Source organism: Alteromonas sp. W364, assembly GCF_031846205.1.
Lineage (GTDB): Bacteria > Pseudomonadota > Gammaproteobacteria > Enterobacterales > Alteromonadaceae > Glaciecola > Glaciecola blandensis.
Map to the genome: position 1 here is coordinate 149,135 of NZ_JAVRID010000009.1, position 14,869 is coordinate 164,003.

Annotated in this window: 12 protein-coding genes; 11 read left to right on the top strand and 1 reads right to left on the bottom strand. The window is 42.3% G+C overall.

What is annotated here, in order from left to right:
• Position 1: 1 nt before the first annotated feature.
• From RM556_RS14700 to RM556_RS14750, 11 genes are all read left to right on the top strand, one after another.
• A complete protein-coding gene (locus RM556_RS14700; RefSeq protein WP_311374958.1) occupies positions 2-1,753 on the top strand; it encodes a BatD family protein in 1,752 nt (583 codons plus the stop codon).
• A gap of 99 nt (positions 1,754-1,852) precedes the next feature.
• A complete protein-coding gene (locus RM556_RS14705; RefSeq protein WP_311374959.1) occupies positions 1,853-3,742 on the top strand; it encodes a DUF885 domain-containing protein in 1,890 nt (629 codons plus the stop codon).
• A gap of 190 nt (positions 3,743-3,932) precedes the next feature.
• Positions 3,933-4,490: a sigma-70 family RNA polymerase sigma factor gene (locus tag RM556_RS14710; protein ID WP_311374960.1), complete on the top strand. Its 558-nt coding sequence runs from the start codon at positions 3,933-3,935 to the stop codon at positions 4,488-4,490.
• Complete coding sequence (locus RM556_RS14715) at positions 4,483-5,187, top strand: DUF3379 family protein (RefSeq protein WP_311359786.1); 705 nt, start codon at positions 4,483-4,485, stop codon at positions 5,185-5,187. Before RM556_RS14710 ends, RM556_RS14715 begins: the two co-directional genes overlap by 8 nt.
• Before the next feature lie 147 nt (positions 5,188-5,334).
• Positions 5,335-6,855 (top strand): sodium/proline symporter PutP, encoded by a 1,521-nt coding sequence (putP, locus tag RM556_RS14720; RefSeq protein ID WP_311374961.1) that lies wholly within the window; start codon positions 5,335-5,337, stop codon positions 6,853-6,855.
• Between the two features lie 24 nt (positions 6,856-6,879).
• Complete coding sequence (locus RM556_RS14725) at positions 6,880-8,100, top strand: HDOD domain-containing protein (RefSeq protein ID WP_311374962.1); 1,221 nt, start codon at positions 6,880-6,882, stop codon at positions 8,098-8,100.
• Positions 8,101-8,291: 191 nt separating this feature from the next.
• Complete coding sequence (cysD, locus tag RM556_RS14730) at positions 8,292-9,206, top strand: sulfate adenylyltransferase subunit CysD (RefSeq protein WP_311359782.1); 915 nt, start codon at positions 8,292-8,294, stop codon at positions 9,204-9,206.
• Positions 9,206-9,799 (top strand): adenylyl-sulfate kinase, encoded by a 594-nt coding sequence (gene cysC, locus RM556_RS14735; RefSeq protein WP_311359781.1) that lies wholly within the window; start codon positions 9,206-9,208, stop codon positions 9,797-9,799. The genes cysD and cysC overlap by 1 nt, the downstream gene beginning before the upstream one ends.
• Positions 9,799-10,596 carry a 3'(2'),5'-bisphosphate nucleotidase CysQ gene (gene cysQ / locus RM556_RS14740; RefSeq protein WP_311374963.1) on the top strand — a complete coding sequence of 266 codons (798 nt, stop codon included), beginning with the start codon at positions 9,799-9,801 and terminating at the stop codon, positions 10,594-10,596. Before cysC ends, cysQ begins: the two co-directional genes overlap by 1 nt.
• A 1-nt stretch (position 10,597) precedes the next feature.
• The gene (gene cysN, locus RM556_RS14745) at positions 10,598-12,001 is read left to right on the top strand and encodes a sulfate adenylyltransferase subunit CysN (RefSeq protein WP_311374964.1); all 1,404 of its coding nucleotides are present in this window, start codon (positions 10,598-10,600) and stop codon (positions 11,999-12,001) included.
• A gap of 203 nt (positions 12,002-12,204) precedes the next feature.
• The gene (locus RM556_RS14750) at positions 12,205-13,929 is read left to right on the top strand and encodes an SLC13 family permease (protein WP_311374965.1); all 1,725 of its coding nucleotides are present in this window, start codon (positions 12,205-12,207) and stop codon (positions 13,927-13,929) included.
• A 4-nt stretch (positions 13,930-13,933) separates the two neighbouring features.
• Here the strand turns inward: RM556_RS14750 and RM556_RS14755 are convergent, their stop codons facing one another.
• Positions 13,934-14,866, bottom strand: coding sequence for a PDZ domain-containing protein (locus RM556_RS14755; protein WP_311374966.1), 933 nt, complete (start codon positions 14,864-14,866; stop codon positions 13,934-13,936).
• Between the last annotated feature and the right edge of the window lie 3 nt (positions 14,867-14,869).

Here is a 14,869-nt window from a genome sequence, read left to right on the forward strand (position 1 = left end):
AATGAAATTCAACTCAGCTTGGACTATTCGCTTAGTTGCTTTTTTAACACTGCTATTACCCATAGCGACTCACGCTCAGATCACTGATTTAAGGGTATCACTAGATAAAAATCCAATTTTAGTCGATGAAGCAGTACAACTCATTGTCAGTGCGCAAGGTAGCCCTTCATCAAATGAATTAGATTTATCTATACTCGAAAAAGACTTTCGCTTATCTAACACCTCAGTGAGTCAATCGACACGCTCGGTTAATTTCGTCACCACTAAAACAACCACTTGGGTAACGCAGTTATTCCCGCGTTCGACAGGAAAGTTTACCATTCCAGCGATTACCGTTGACGGAAAAACCAGCAAACCTATCGAACTCATCGTTATGCCAATAGGATCTAGCCAAGGCTCGACACCTAGAGACTTCTTTATCCGTTCTGATGTCGATATGGATGAAGTTTATTTGCAGCAACAGGTTAAATACACCACCAAACTGTACATGCGAAAAAATATTCAACGCGGCAGCATACAGGGCCCCGAGCTAGAAAATGCGATCATCAAACAAATTGGTGAAGACAAGGAATATGAAGACTTGGTCAATGGTGTGCAATATCGTGTTATTGAACGGACCTATGCCATTATTCCACAACAAAGCGGCGCTTTTACAGTCAGTGGCACAGTCTTTCAAGGAGAAGCCTTAACTGACAGTCGTCAATCTTTTGGGTTCATTTCAAGAACCAAACCAATAAACCGCTCATCGAACGCCATTCAATTGACCGTTTTGCCCATACCACAAAGCTATACAGAGCATTGGCTACCCAGTGAATTTGTCACCCTGAATGAAGAGTGGCAAGGGTCAACAGATCAATTCGTTGTTGGCCAACCGATCACTCGAACCATTACACTGACTGCTGCGGGTCTGGTTGAAGAACAGTTACCTGATATTACGGGCATTTACCCTCCAGACTTTAAAACTTATCCAGACCAAGCGAATACCGCAACTGTAGACCGCAATGGTATCCTTTACGCTCAACGTATTCACAGTGAAGCAATTATTCCTAATCGCCCTGGTACTTTTGTGCTGGGTGAAGTAGTCGTACCTTGGTTCAATATTGTCACCAAACAAACGGAGTATGCGAAATTACCGGCGCGCAGCATTCAAGTGCAAGCAGCAACAACATCAAGTTCGTCCATTGAGCCGATTCAAGCTGAAAATAAAAAGCCTGATAACAATGCAAGTACTCTGACGGCGCAAAATGATGAGTTTAGAATTGACTGGTTGCACATTAGTTTGTTCATTCTTTGGCTACTGAGCGTGATCATTTTCGCTATAGTGCTGTTCACCCAAGGTGGGTTGAAACTTATCGAAAGTGCAAAAAATAGAAAGCGAGATAAGGGTTTTATACAAATAGAATCTGACAATGCAGACGAAAAAGCCACGTGGGCTTTACTTCAAAAGGCGATTGCGCAAGGTAATCAACATCAGACAAATCAGACATTACGCCACTGGCTTTCCTACATCAGCAACGAACAAGTAGGCTCAATTGCACAAACCTTGACTGCACTTGAAGCACAGGATTGCTTAGTCAACTTTAATCAATGGGTTGCCTCGTCATACAGTGCAAGTGCAGATGCTCCTGAATCTGAGGCTAGCGCGACAAAACTCATAGAAAACCTGGCGGCATTGCGCCAGAAATACTTACAAAATAGCCAGAAAAAATCCGAGTCATTAGCCTTATACCCTCAAAGTGAATCAAATACTTGAGGCAGCCGCAACGGGTGGATCGCGTGATTTAATCTGTTCTATACTGTAATCTAAAGGCATCTAATAAAAATAAGCGAACGACAAACTATGAAGCAGCGAGTGAAAACATTAAATTCATCAAAGCCAAAAGGATCTAAAACTATCGAAACAGGCCTGCGATTATTCGCGGTGTCTAGTTTAGTTTTTGCACTTGGCGCATGCAGCCCAGCTCCCAACAACGAAACAGCGCAAAATAATGCTGGAAGCGCTGCGGTTGAGAAAGCACCAGAAACGGAATCAGAAAAACTCGCCGCTTTTTTTGAGCAAAGCCGTGAAACTGATTTGAAACGTTCGCCAATGGCGCAAAGTTATTTAGGGCTGAAGTGGGACTATGACAAGTGGGGTGATATTTCAGATGCCCACGCTGACGAAACCCGCAGCTTAATGGAAACTAGGTTAAGCCAAGCAAAAGCGTTTGACGAATCAACACTTAGCGAAACTGAAAAGTTAAGCTTGCAACTCTACATTGCCGATATTGAGCGTAAGCTAGCGAATGACGAATTTAGACATCATACCTATGTCATGCATCAGTTTAGAGCGTGGCACACGGTTGTTCCTAGTTTCCTAATCAATATCCATCGCATTGAAGATGTGTCAGATGCAGAAGCTTACATTGCTCGTCTCAACAATGTCGCACCGTTGTTCGACCAAGTTGTTGAACAACTAAAAATTCGTCAAGAGCTGGGCGTTTTCCCTCCTCGATGGGCGTATGATCAAATGATCCAAGCTTCAGCAAACGTGGTTAAAGGCAATCCGTTCTTCGAAAGTCCATATGATTCCACGATTCTTGCTGACTTTAAACAAAAGCTAGATGCTATCGGGCTAAGTAATGCGGAAAAAGGTGGCTTGATCGCATCTGCCAATGAGGCACTGACAGGCTCTGTCAAACCGGCCTATGAAAAGCTTATGCAAGAATTAAGCACCCAACGATTACTGACGCCTGAAGGTGACGGTGTTTGGCGCTTGCCTAATGGCAGTGAATGGTACCAGAACCGATTGAATTGGTTTACTACCACCGACCTGAATGCAGAACAAGTACATCAAATCGGTCTTGCAAATGTTGAACGCATCCACAATCAAATGCGCGACATCATGAAGCAAGTCAAGTTTGAGGGCACGCTTCAAGAGTTTTTCACTTTCATGCGTAACGATGACCAGTTTTATTATGAAGACAGCGAAGAAGGTCGCCAACGTTATATGGCTGAAGCCAAAGACTATATTGACGCGATGGAAGCAAAACTAGACGACTATTTTGGATTAAAGCCACAAGCCAGAATGGTTGTTAAACGTGTCGAGGCATTCAGAGAGCAATCAGCAGGTAAGGCTTTCTATCAGAGTCCTTCGCAAGACGGCAGCCGTCCCGGAACTTACTACGCAAACCTTTACGATATGAGAAGTATGCCAACCTATCAAATGGAAGCATTGGCTTATCATGAGGGTATTCCTGGCCACCACATGCAACGAGCTATTGCCCAAGAATTAGAAGGCATCCCTGAGTTCCAAAAATATGTCTCATTTACTGCCTATACAGAAGGATGGGGCCTGTACACCGAAGAGCTTGGCAAAGATATGGGTTTTTATGTTGACCCATACTCTGACTTCGGTCGCCTAGCAATGGAGCTATGGCGCGCTTGCAGATTAGTTGTAGATACAGGTATTCATGAAATGAAATGGAGTCGTGACAAAGCGATCCAATACCTAATTGATAACACACCAAACCCTGAAGCCGACTCGGTGAAAGCCATTGAGCGATATATTGCCATGCCAGGTCAAGCAACCGCTTACCTGATTGGTAAGATAAAAATCATGGAACTACGTGAAAAAGCACAAGCTGAACTTGGCGATAAATTTGACTATCGTGGCTTCCATGACACCATCCTCAAAGATGGTCCGGTGCCAATGGATATCTTAGAAGATAAAATAAATAAGTGGATTGCGGCAACGAAATAAGCTCAGATTTAGCACTTTCTAAGAAAATCGCATTTCTTTACTGACTTGCGATTTTTTTATGCCCTAAATCAAATTCGAACTCTCACGCCAAATAACGTATTCTTAATTCAATCAATAGTGATTACGAGAAGTTGCATAAAGTGTGAACTCCCTATTCTGCGCTATCTCATAAAATAAATTAAGAATTTTCATGTTCTCGCGAAATAAAACCCAAAAACCATCGGTCTCTACTGACATGATGAAAAAACAAAAACGATATGAAGCCCTCGTGAAAGCATTACATGCCGATATTTTTCGCTATGCAATGTGGCTTATAAAAGACAAAGCGGTTGCTGAAGACGTTGTGCAAGAAACATTCTTACGTGCATGGAAATCACTTGATTCACTCAAAGACGAAGCTGCGGCAAAGTCATGGTTAATCACTATCCTGCGCAGAGAAAACGCACGACGCTTTGAACGCAAGCAATTCGACCTAGTTGATATTGATGATGTCGCTGTAGCCGATCCCAACGATTTTGGTGATGTCACATTAGAGCATCGAGAGTTACGTAGGATAATGTCAGGACTCAGTGAAGAGTATAGAGAGCCATTAATGATGCAGATATTAATGGGTTTTAGTGGCGAAGAAATTGCTGAGCAGCTTAATTTAAATAAAAACACGGTAATGACCAGACTATTTAGAGCAAGAAACCAAATTAAAGAAGCCCTTTTGGGTGACCAAACTACAGGAGAACAGGTAAATGGATGAGTTAACGTTCCGTCGCACCATTTATGCTGACCCAAACACACAAGATCCTGATGTGATTAAAGCAGCAATGGACGACCCATCAAAACAAGCGTTTTGGGATGAAGTAAAAGCATTAGATGCTCAGATGGTTCAGGCGATGAATATTCCTGTACCAGAGAATTTTGCTGAAAAACTGATACTTAGGCAAGGTATGGATGAATTTACGCAACGTCGCCAAAAGCGACCTTGGTATGTCGCTATGGCCGCCTCAGTAGCCATGTTTGCGGGGATTGGTTATATGACATTGCTGGCAGGTGACAATGGTTTAGCCAATGATGTTTTTGCACATGTAAGTCATGAATACATGGAAAAAGAAATCATGATGTCGGGTGCTGGCGTGTCCAACGATAAAATCAATGAAAAGATGGCAACGTTTAATGGCAAGTTAAGCGAAGAAATTGGCGATGTTGTGTCAGCTAACTACTGCTATTTAGACAAAATTAAAAGTCTACACATGATCATCAAAGGTGAAAAAGGCTTAATTTCGCTGTTTATTGTCCCGGACAACGAAAGCAAAGAGCTAAAAGAAGACTTTAGTAAAGACGACCTTGTTGGCAGTTCATTTTTACTTGAGTCTGCCAAAATCATTATTGTTGGTGATGACAAAAGCGAAGTCGCTAAGTTACAGCAGACAGCCAAAGCAGCGTTTACCTTCTAAGTTCTAAACGTTTTTAATAAAACCCGCAGCACGGGTCGTTAACGACACCTTGCTGCGGGTTTTTTGTTATATATTGTCCAATGGTTTAGAAAGACACCTCGATCTGTTACCCTATTGTTTTGAATTTTATAGACAAAAGTGAGACCCATGGAAACTGGTACGTTAATATCCTTAGCACTCTATTTTATCGCAATGATTGGCATCGGTGTTTATGCCTACCGTAGCAATGAGGAAACGTCTTCAGGCTATTTGTTAGGTGGACGTAAGCTCAGCGCACCGGTCGTCGCTTTATCCGCTGGTGCTTCTGACATGAGCGGTTGGATGTTGCTAGGGGTACCGGGTGCCATGTACCTTTCCGGCGCTTCCTCACTTTGGATAGCGTTTGGCTTGGTGGCCGGCGCATGGCTTAACTATTTACTGGTTGCCCCTAGACTCAGAGTTTTCACGGAAGTCGCAAAAGACGCCATTACCCTACCCGACTACTTTGAAAACCGTTTTCATGATGACTCTCACTCACTCAGAATTATCGCGTCCATTGTCATCATTATATTTTTTACGCTATACACCAGCTCAGGTATCGCCGCTGGCGGTAAATTATTCGAATCATCATTCGGCTTAAACTACGAAATGGGGCTTTACATCACGGCTGGCGTTGTGGTTTGTTACACCTTAATTGGTGGATTCATGGCCGTCAGCATGACCGATTTTGTGCAGGGCGTGATTATGTTCATTGCCTTGATATTGGTTCCCACTGTGGTTATTTTCGAGCTTGGTGGTATTAATAGCACTATTACTGCGCTCTCTGACTCCGATCCGAATCTAGTGTCTTTATTTGTTGATGCTAATACTGGCGTTGCTTTAAGCTTCATTGGTATAGTGTCGCTAATGTCGTGGGGCTTGGGCTATTTTGGCCAACCTCATATCATCGTGCGTTTCATGGCAATATCTAGCATCAAGCAAATGCCAGCAGCTAGACGAATTGGCATGTCATGGATGATCGTTTCACTATTTGGTGCGGCATCGACCGGTTTGTTTGGTCTCGCTTATATGAACGCAACAGGGCAACAACTTGATGATCCTGAGACGGTATTCATCACCCTCTCACAAATTCTCTTTAATCCGCTCATTGGCGGTTTCTTACTCGCCGCCATCTTGGCTGCTATTATGAGTACAATATCTTCACAGCTATTGGTCACTTCAAGTTCACTTACTCGCGACGTATATGCAGCATTTATTGAAAAAGACTGTAGCGAAAAGAAACAAGTAGTTATCGGCCGAATAAGTGTTGCTGCAGTAGCTATAGTGGCTATCATGTTAGCTTTCGATAGAAACAGCAGTATCCTCAGCTTAGTAAGCAATGCTTGGGCAGGCTTCGGTGCAGCATTTGGGCCCTTAGTGATCTTCTCGCTGCTATGGAAAAACATGAGCAGAACAGCCGCAATCGGCGCTATCATCTCTGGAGCGGCAACTGTATTAGTATGGATTTATGCACCATTAGGTGAAAATGGAGCCTCTTTAAATGATGATTTATATGCGATCATCCCTGGCTTCATAGTGTCGAGCCTTGTGATTATTATCGTTTCAAAGATAAAACCTGAGAAAAATAAAAATATCACGACACTATTTCAAGATTTTGCCGATAGATATGCTAGTGAAAGCACAAAATAAAATGTAGGGGTTGTTCAATAAAACATGGGATTCTTTGCTGCGCGCCAACCCATCTTAGATCGCGAGAAAGCCTTGTATGGCTACGAATTATTGTTTCGTACTAGCCTAGACAACGTATTTCCCGATGTTGATCAAGAAAAAGCGACATCAAAGATGATTGAGGGTTTGCAGTTTGACCTTGGCTTAGACAAGATATCAGACGGCAAACTCGCCTTTATTAATTTTACTGAACAAAGCCTATTAAGCGGGTATCCCGAACTACTGCCAAATCAAAAGGTAGTAGTGGAAATATTAGAAACCGTTAAACCGACCAACTCCTTATATGGAGCTTTGAAAAAGTTACGTCAAAAAGGCTATATCCTAGCGCTCGATGATTTTATTCATGAAGCACATTGGGAGCCGTTCTATAAACTCATCGATATAGTCAAAATAGACTATCGCGAAATATCAAAGCAAGACATGCACGATACGCTTGCCGCAGTCCGTCAGCATCCACATATTAAGTTACTTGCCGAAAAAGTTGAAACTAACGACGAATTCAAAAAAGCGAAAGACGAAGGTTTTGTGTTGTTCCAAGGTTATTTTTTTAGCCGACCTGAGGTGATAAAGAGTGTGACACTCACCCCCGGGCAAGCTTCAATTGCAAGCCTAATGAGTGCATTATCATCACCCGAGCCTGACTTCAACGAAATAACCAAGCTATTCGAACTGGACGTAACCTTATCGTTCAAGCTGTTGCGATATACGCAAACGGCGATGTTCAAACGTCAAAATGCGATCAAAACGATAAAGCAGGCAGTCTTAGTTTTAGGGAAAAATGAGCTGGAGCGTTTTGTTAGTCTTATTTTTGCCGCTCAGTTTTCAAGCGAAAAGCCACAAGAATTGATTAGACTTTCCATTCAACGAGCGAAATTTTGCGAGTTACTTGCTCCCTATTGCAATCAAGCAAATGACAGTTCATCAGCATTCTTAACGGGTATGATGTCATTGTTAGACGCTATGTTGGATACTGAACTCAACATGGTTATTAATGACTTACCTTTAAGTGACGATATCAAACACGCCTTGATCGATAATCAGGGGTGGTTATCTGATTGCGTTCAGCTTTGTAAGCACTTCGAGCAAGGTAATTGGCAAAAAATGGAACAAAGCTGTAACGATCTCAATATCCCTTATCAAAAAATCTTAGAAGAGTATGAAGAAGCGGCCATGTGGGCAGAGGAAAAAGTGCTGCAACTTGCCTAATAACAGCCTGAATGCTCCTCGATAGCCCTAAACACTCAATATATAACAAAATTGCAACATATCTGATGTTTTGGTTATCAATAAGGCATTAGAAATATCAAATTATCATAATTGAAATTAATCTAATATGCTAAAGTTCTATATATATAGATTTTAGGCATATTAACTTTCATTATGGAGTCGGTCGTTCAATGACAACCTCAGTACCCTCAATTACACACTTGAAGCAGTTAGAGGCTGAAAGCATTCACATTTTCAGAGAAGTCGCAGCTGAATTTGACAACCCAGTCATGCTATACAGCGTTGGTAAAGATTCGTCTGTCCTTTTGCATCTAGCTCGTAAAGCTTTTGCGCCAGGTACTATCCCCTTCCCTTTATTGCATGTAGACACCACTTGGAAGTTTAAAGAAATGATTCAATTTAGGGATGAGATGGCGAAGAAGCATAATCTCAACCTATTAGTGCATACCAACCAAGAAGGTGTTGAGCAAGGCGTTGGCCCTTTCACGCACGGTAGTGCAAAACACACTGACATCATGAAAACAGTCGCGCTAAAACAAGCGCTCAACCAATACAAATTTGATGCTGCATTCGGTGGCGCTCGACGTGATGAAGAAAAATCTCGCGCAAAAGAACGCGTGTATTCTTTTAGAGATGAAAACCATCGCTGGGACCCTAAGAATCAACGTCCAGAGTTATGGAATATCTACAATAGCCAAATAAATAAAGGCGAGAGTATTCGTGTATTCCCAATGTCTAACTGGACTGAGTTAGATATTTGGCAGTACATTTACTTGGAAAACATTGAAATCCCATCATTATACTTAGCGAAGCCACGCCCAGTCGTGAAGCGTGATGGCACTTATTTTATGGTTGATGATGATCGTATGCCATTGGAAGAAGGTGAGACGCCAGAAATGCGCTCTGTTCGTTTCCGTACCTTAGGTTGCTATCCATTGACTGGCGCCGTGGAGTCTGAAGCAGACACCTTGCCAGAAGTGATTCAAGAAATGCTACTGACCAAAACATCTGAGCGCCAAGGCCGAGTTATCGATCATGATTCTTCTGGGTCAATGGAGAAGAAGAAAATGGAGGGATACTTCTAATGTCTACCAATATCGTATGGCATGAACATGCCGTAAACAAACAAGAAAGAGCCAAAGCACTTAAGCAAAAACCGGCCGTCATTTGGCTCACGGGCTTATCAGGTTCAGGCAAATCAACTATCGCAAATTTATTAGAAAAGAAACTTTTCTCCGAGCAGCGCAAAACTTATTTGTTAGACGGTGACAACGTGAGACATGGCCTGTGTGGCGACCTTGGATTTGATGATAAAGACCGTGTTGAGAATATTCGCCGCATTAGCGAAGTCTCTAAACTTTTTGTCGATTCGGGTACCGTCATTATCACTGCATTCATCTCTCCGTTTAAAGCTGATCGAGCCTATTGTCGATCACTTCTTGAGACCGGTGAGTTTGTAGAGGTTTTCGTCGACACTCCTATTGAGGTTTGTGAACAACGCGACCCTAAAGGTTTATACAAAAAGGCGCGCAGTGGCGATATTAGTAATTTCACTGGTATTGATTCGGCCTATGAAGCTCCTGAAGCTCCTGAAGTACATTTGCAATATGTAGACGAAAGCCCTGAAGAAACCGCCCAGCGTTTGTTTGATTTACTAGTTGCAAAGGGATATGTGTAATGAGCCATATTCAAATGACACCAGAATTGATTGAAAAGGTGAAAACCATTGCAGTCGAAGCCGGCGAAAAAATCATGCAGATTTATCAGCAAGATTTCGAAATTTACGATAAGTCCGATTCGAGCCCGCTTACAGAGGCCGACTTAGCTGCTCATCACCACATTGTCGATGGTTTACAGGCACTTGCCGAAATCCCAATTTTATCTGAAGAGTCGGCTAATATTCCATGGGACGAGAGAAAAACATGGGTGCGCTATTGGTTAGTCGACCCATTAGATGGCACAAAAGAGTTCATTAAGAAGAACGGTGAATTTACCGTTAACATCGCATTAATCGAATATGGTGAACCCACTTTTGGGGTTGTGCATGCGCCAGCTATCAATAAAACCTATGTCGGTCAGGTTGATTCAGGTGCCTATTGCGAAGAAAACGGCGCGAAAAACGAAATAAAAGCAAAAGCACATCAAACTGGGGACACTTGGAAGGTAGTCGGTAGTCGCTCACATCAAAGTCCTGAGATAAATAAAATCTTAGATGGATTAGATGGCGAAACTGAGCTAGTTGCCATGGGTAGTTCCTTAAAACTGTGCTTAGTGGCAAGTGGCGAAGCGCATTTATATCCGCGAGTTGGCCCTACCAGCGAATGGGATACCGGCGCCGCACATGCCGTAGCGCTTGCAGCAGGTGCTAAGGTGACTGTGTTAGATCCAGACAATCCAATGGACCCCGATGCATCGCCCCTGCGCTACAACCAAAAAGACTCCGTATTAAACCCATTTTTCTTGGTAAGCTTTTAACATGAATAACGAAAACGAATTATTACAAACCGACATTTTGTCGTACTTAGAACAACATGAAAAAAAGGACCTACTTCGATTCCTTACATGCGGCAGTGTAGACGATGGTAAAAGTACTTTAATCGGGCGCTTGCTACATGACTCAAAAATGATTTATGAAGACCAACTTGCTGCGATCACGAAAGACAGCAAGAAAGTAGGAACTACCGGTGAAAAAGTCGATTTGGCCCTACTCGTAGATGGCTTGCAGTCTGAACGTGAGCAAGGCATTACGATTGATGTTGCCTATCGTTACTTTAGTACTGAAAAACGTAAATTCATCATTGCTGACACTCCTGGACATGAGCAATATACCCGTAATATGGTCACCGGCGCATCCACTTGTGATTTGGCGATTATTTTGGTTGATGCAAGAGAGGGTGTGAAAACACAGACTCGTCGTCATTCATTTTTGGTGTCTTTGCTTGGGATCAAACACGTCATTGTTGCAATTAATAAAATGGATTTAATGGAATATCGTCAAGATGTTTACGAACAGATCCAGAAAGACTACATGGAGTTTTCGAAGCAGCTTACAATCCCTGATATTCGTTTTGTGCCAATCTCTGCGCTAGAAGGTGATAACGTTGTAAATCGCAGCGAAAAGACACAATGGTTTAAGGGAGAACTGTTGATGGAATTGCTAGAGAGCATGCAAATCACAGAGCAACAACATAAAGACTTCCGCTTCCCTGTGCAGTATGTCAATCGCCCTCACCTCAACTTTAGAGGCTTCGCGGGTACTATTGTCTCAGGTTCAATAAAGCCTGGAGACGCAGTAACAGCGCTCCCTTCTGGAAAAACGTCGACCGTGAAGAGTGTCTACACTTTTGACGGTGATTTAGAAGAAGGAAATGCACCAAATGCGGTTACCTTAACGCTGAATGATGAAATTGATATTTCACGTGGCGACATGATTGTTAAGTCTGACGCCTTGCCTTTGCATTCAAACGCGTATAAAACGCACATGGTTTGGATGTCTGAAGACGCCTTAATTCCAAACAAACAATATAGCTTTAAATTCGCGACAAAAATGGTGCCCGGAAGCATTGCTAGCATCGACTACCAAATCGACGTGAATACGCTTGAAAAAACCGATGCTTTGCATTTGAATTTGAATGAGATAGGTGTAGCAGATATTAAGCTGACGCAAGATGTTGCCTGCGACCCTTACACTGAGAACAGAAAAACAGGCGCGTTCATCATCATCGACAGATTAAGCAACAGTACTGTTGGCGCAGGAATGATCATTAAAGAGCATGAACTGAATGTGAAATCGCATGAATATTCAGAGTTTGAACTAGAAATGAATGCGTTGGTCAGGAAGCACTTCCCTCATTGGAATGCGATGGACATCAGCAAGTAAGTCTGCTTAAGCCAGATTAGTGGGATATAAGCTTGTTTAGTCATTAAATTGCTATTAAAGATGCAATACGACTAAACAAGCTTTTTTATATCTGCAGGAAATACGCTATTCTAGTGTTTTGAACAATATACACTGTGGCAATTAGCCAATTCATAAAAGGTTGTAACCGTGGCATCGATACCAGTAACAGGACGTAACTAAGCATGTCTTTAGAGCAAATTCTCGTATTGTTTATTTTTGCTGGTACTATTTTTTCTCTCGCATTCACTAACAAACGTCCATCTAGTATTTTTGCAGCCTGTATGCTTTTATTATTGCTCACCCAACAAATCAGCTTTGAAGCAATATTAAAGAATGTCACAAACACGGGCTTAGTGACGCTAGTTTTACTATTATTGGTGAGCCACTCTATCGATAAAACTGCCTTTATAAAGCGCTTGGGCAGAGCGATTGTTAGAAAGTCATTCAAGCAAAGTTTTTGGCGCATGTTTGCCGTCACCTTTAGCTCATCAGCACTGCTCAACAACACGGCTATTGTGGCCAGTTTAATCGGCCCGATTAAACAGAACCAATTGCATGCCCCATCGCGTTTACTCATTCCCCTTTCATATGCGGCAATACTCGGCGGCACCGTCACTTTAGTGGGTACATCAACCAACTTAATTGTTGATAGTTTCTTAATTGAGCATGGCCACCCAGGTTTTAATTTCTTCGATTTTACAATTTTCGGTTTAAGTGCAGGCTTACTGTGTGCTGTATTATTGTTTTTGTTAAGCCCTTTATTACCCAATATCGCAAGCAATGAAAATAGCTACCAGAGTTACTTGTTAGAGGCCGACGTTGAGGCTGATTCAGAACTTATAGGCAAGACGGTAGAGCAAAACCACCTGCGCAACTTGCCTGAACTGTTTTTAATCGAAATTGTACGTCGCAATGTGGTGATCTCACCGGTCACGCCGGATATGCTTATCGAAGAGAATGATAAGCTTATATTCTCGGGTAATGTGAAAAAAATGGACAATATTGCGCATATTAAAGGCTTAACTATGTTCGCTGAAGCCGATGGCCTCTTACGCGACAATTTAACCGAAGTCATTATTTCTAATCGAGCGCCTATCATTAATAAAACCCTCAAAGAAGTGGGTTTCAGAGCGCTGTTTGATGCCGCAGTTGTTGCCATACGACGTGATGGTGAACAAATATCAGGTAAATTGGGAGAGCTGAAGTTGCAGGCCGGTGACTTTCTATTACTCGCCACTGGCGCTGACTTTCAAGGTCGCGACAATATCAACAAAAACTTCTTCGTGGTTTCAGAACAAAAAATTACGCGCAAACTGCAACCTTGGCAGGAAATCTTTACCTTGCTTGGTTTTGTCAGCACGATTGTATTAGCAGCAAGTTCACTATTACCTCTTGCTACTGGCCTACTTTTCTTTATTGCCTGTTTAGCTTTGATAAATGTAAGCTCAATTTCTGAAGTGAAACGCAATCTACCGCTTAATCTGATATTAGTCATTGTGGGTGCGCTAAGCCTTGCCACTGCATTAGAGGAAAGCGGCATCATACTGTTAGCAACTGAAGGTGTATCACCAATAATAGGTGATATGCCGCCTGTCGTCGCTTTAATTGCAGTCTATGTAATGACGCTATTGCTAACAGAGTTTGTTACAAACAACGCAGCTGCAGCACTTATGTTCCCTTTTGCCTACGGTATAGTGCAGGCAATGAGTTTGCCGTTGATGCCTTTTGCATTAGCGGTAGCATTTGCGGCAAGTGCGAGCTTTATTTCCCCCTACGGTTACCAAACCAACTTATTGGTATTTTCAGCAACTAATTACCGATTCAAGGACTTTGTAAAAATGGGTGTACCTATTTCAATCCTATATTCGAGTGTAGTGATTACGATGCTCGCGTGGTTCTACCTATAATTTGCTAAAGCTTGCAGGCGCTATCTTCTTTTACTTTCCACACTAAAGGTTCCCAGAACTCATTGGTTTGCGGACGCAGACGTTTTTCGGTAATAAATTTTGCAGCTAAATAATAAGTTTGATTTGCTTTTACTTCGACTTCAAGTAGCTTTGGTCTTTGGCTTACCACCCTTCTTCTTTTAAGCAAAGGATCATCAATTTGTTCTTGCACTCGCAAAGTATATTTACCGGGTGCTAGGCGATATTTAGCTTTGCTCGATAATACTTTACGGTCATTAATGTGAGTGATTATTAAGCTATATAGGCGTTTTGTTTCGGGGGGCCTAAAAAGCACCGACACTGTGCCGCAAGCATCTTCGCTCAATTCCAGTTTGTTGCTTAATGATGAGACATCTAATTCTTTGCTTAATTCAGCCTGACCTACTTCCAGTCTAAACGCTGGTAGGTACTCTCCATTGACGACACTGGTAAGTTCTAACCTTTCCCCTTTTCTCTCCAAACCAAGAGTAATGCTGTCGCCCGGCGTAATATCTTGTAGCTCGTTGAGTACCTCCCTTCCTCCCTCCATTTTCAAGCCAACCTCATTGATGGAAACAATATGATCACCTTGCTGAATTTTTAAGTGCTCAGCGAAACTTCCTGGGCTAATAGATAAGACCTTTAAGCCTTTATTATCATTCGGCTCCAAAACAAGCCCCAGGTTGGGAGACAAGCTTGCTGGTATTGCTATTTCTATGTGTAAGTCTTCTATATTGCTTCCAGCTTCCTGCTCAGCTTTCGCGACTGCTAACAAGGTCTGTTTAATATTCGTCAGTAAATCATCCATCAGTGCTTTGGACTCTTCAGATGTTTGCAAAGCCATCGCTTGGTTGGAACCAATTAGCACGAAAAGTACAAGCGATATTACTAACTTCATATTTTTCATAATCTTTTTCATTCT

What these genes read in the sequence shown, in the direction of transcription:
- RM556_RS14700 (WP_311374958.1), top strand. Translation starts at nt 2, where the DNA reads ATGAAATTCAACTCAGCTTGGACTATTCGCTTAGTTGCTTTTTTAACA.
- RM556_RS14710 (WP_311374960.1), top strand. Translation starts at nt 3,933, where the DNA reads ATGTTCTCGCGAAATAAAACCCAAAAACCATCGGTCTCTACTGACATG.
- RM556_RS14715 (WP_311359786.1), top strand. Translation starts at nt 4,483, where the DNA reads ATGGATGAGTTAACGTTCCGTCGCACCATTTATGCTGACCCAAACACA.
- putP (WP_311374961.1), top strand. Translation starts at nt 5,335, where the DNA reads ATGGAAACTGGTACGTTAATATCCTTAGCACTCTATTTTATCGCAATG.
- RM556_RS14725 (WP_311374962.1), top strand. Translation starts at nt 6,880, where the DNA reads ATGGGATTCTTTGCTGCGCGCCAACCCATCTTAGATCGCGAGAAAGCC.
- cysD (WP_311359782.1), top strand. Translation starts at nt 8,292, where the DNA reads ATGACAACCTCAGTACCCTCAATTACACACTTGAAGCAGTTAGAGGCT.
- cysC (WP_311359781.1), top strand. Translation starts at nt 9,206, where the DNA reads ATGTCTACCAATATCGTATGGCATGAACATGCCGTAAACAAACAAGAA.
- cysQ (WP_311374963.1), top strand. Translation starts at nt 9,799, where the DNA reads ATGAGCCATATTCAAATGACACCAGAATTGATTGAAAAGGTGAAAACC.
- cysN (WP_311374964.1), top strand. Translation starts at nt 10,598, where the DNA reads ATGAATAACGAAAACGAATTATTACAAACCGACATTTTGTCGTACTTA.
- RM556_RS14750 (WP_311374965.1), top strand. Translation starts at nt 12,205, where the DNA reads ATGTCTTTAGAGCAAATTCTCGTATTGTTTATTTTTGCTGGTACTATT.
- RM556_RS14755 (WP_311374966.1), bottom strand. Translation starts at nt 14,866, where the DNA reads ATGAAAAAGATTATGAAAAATATGAAGTTAGTAATATCGCTTGTACTT.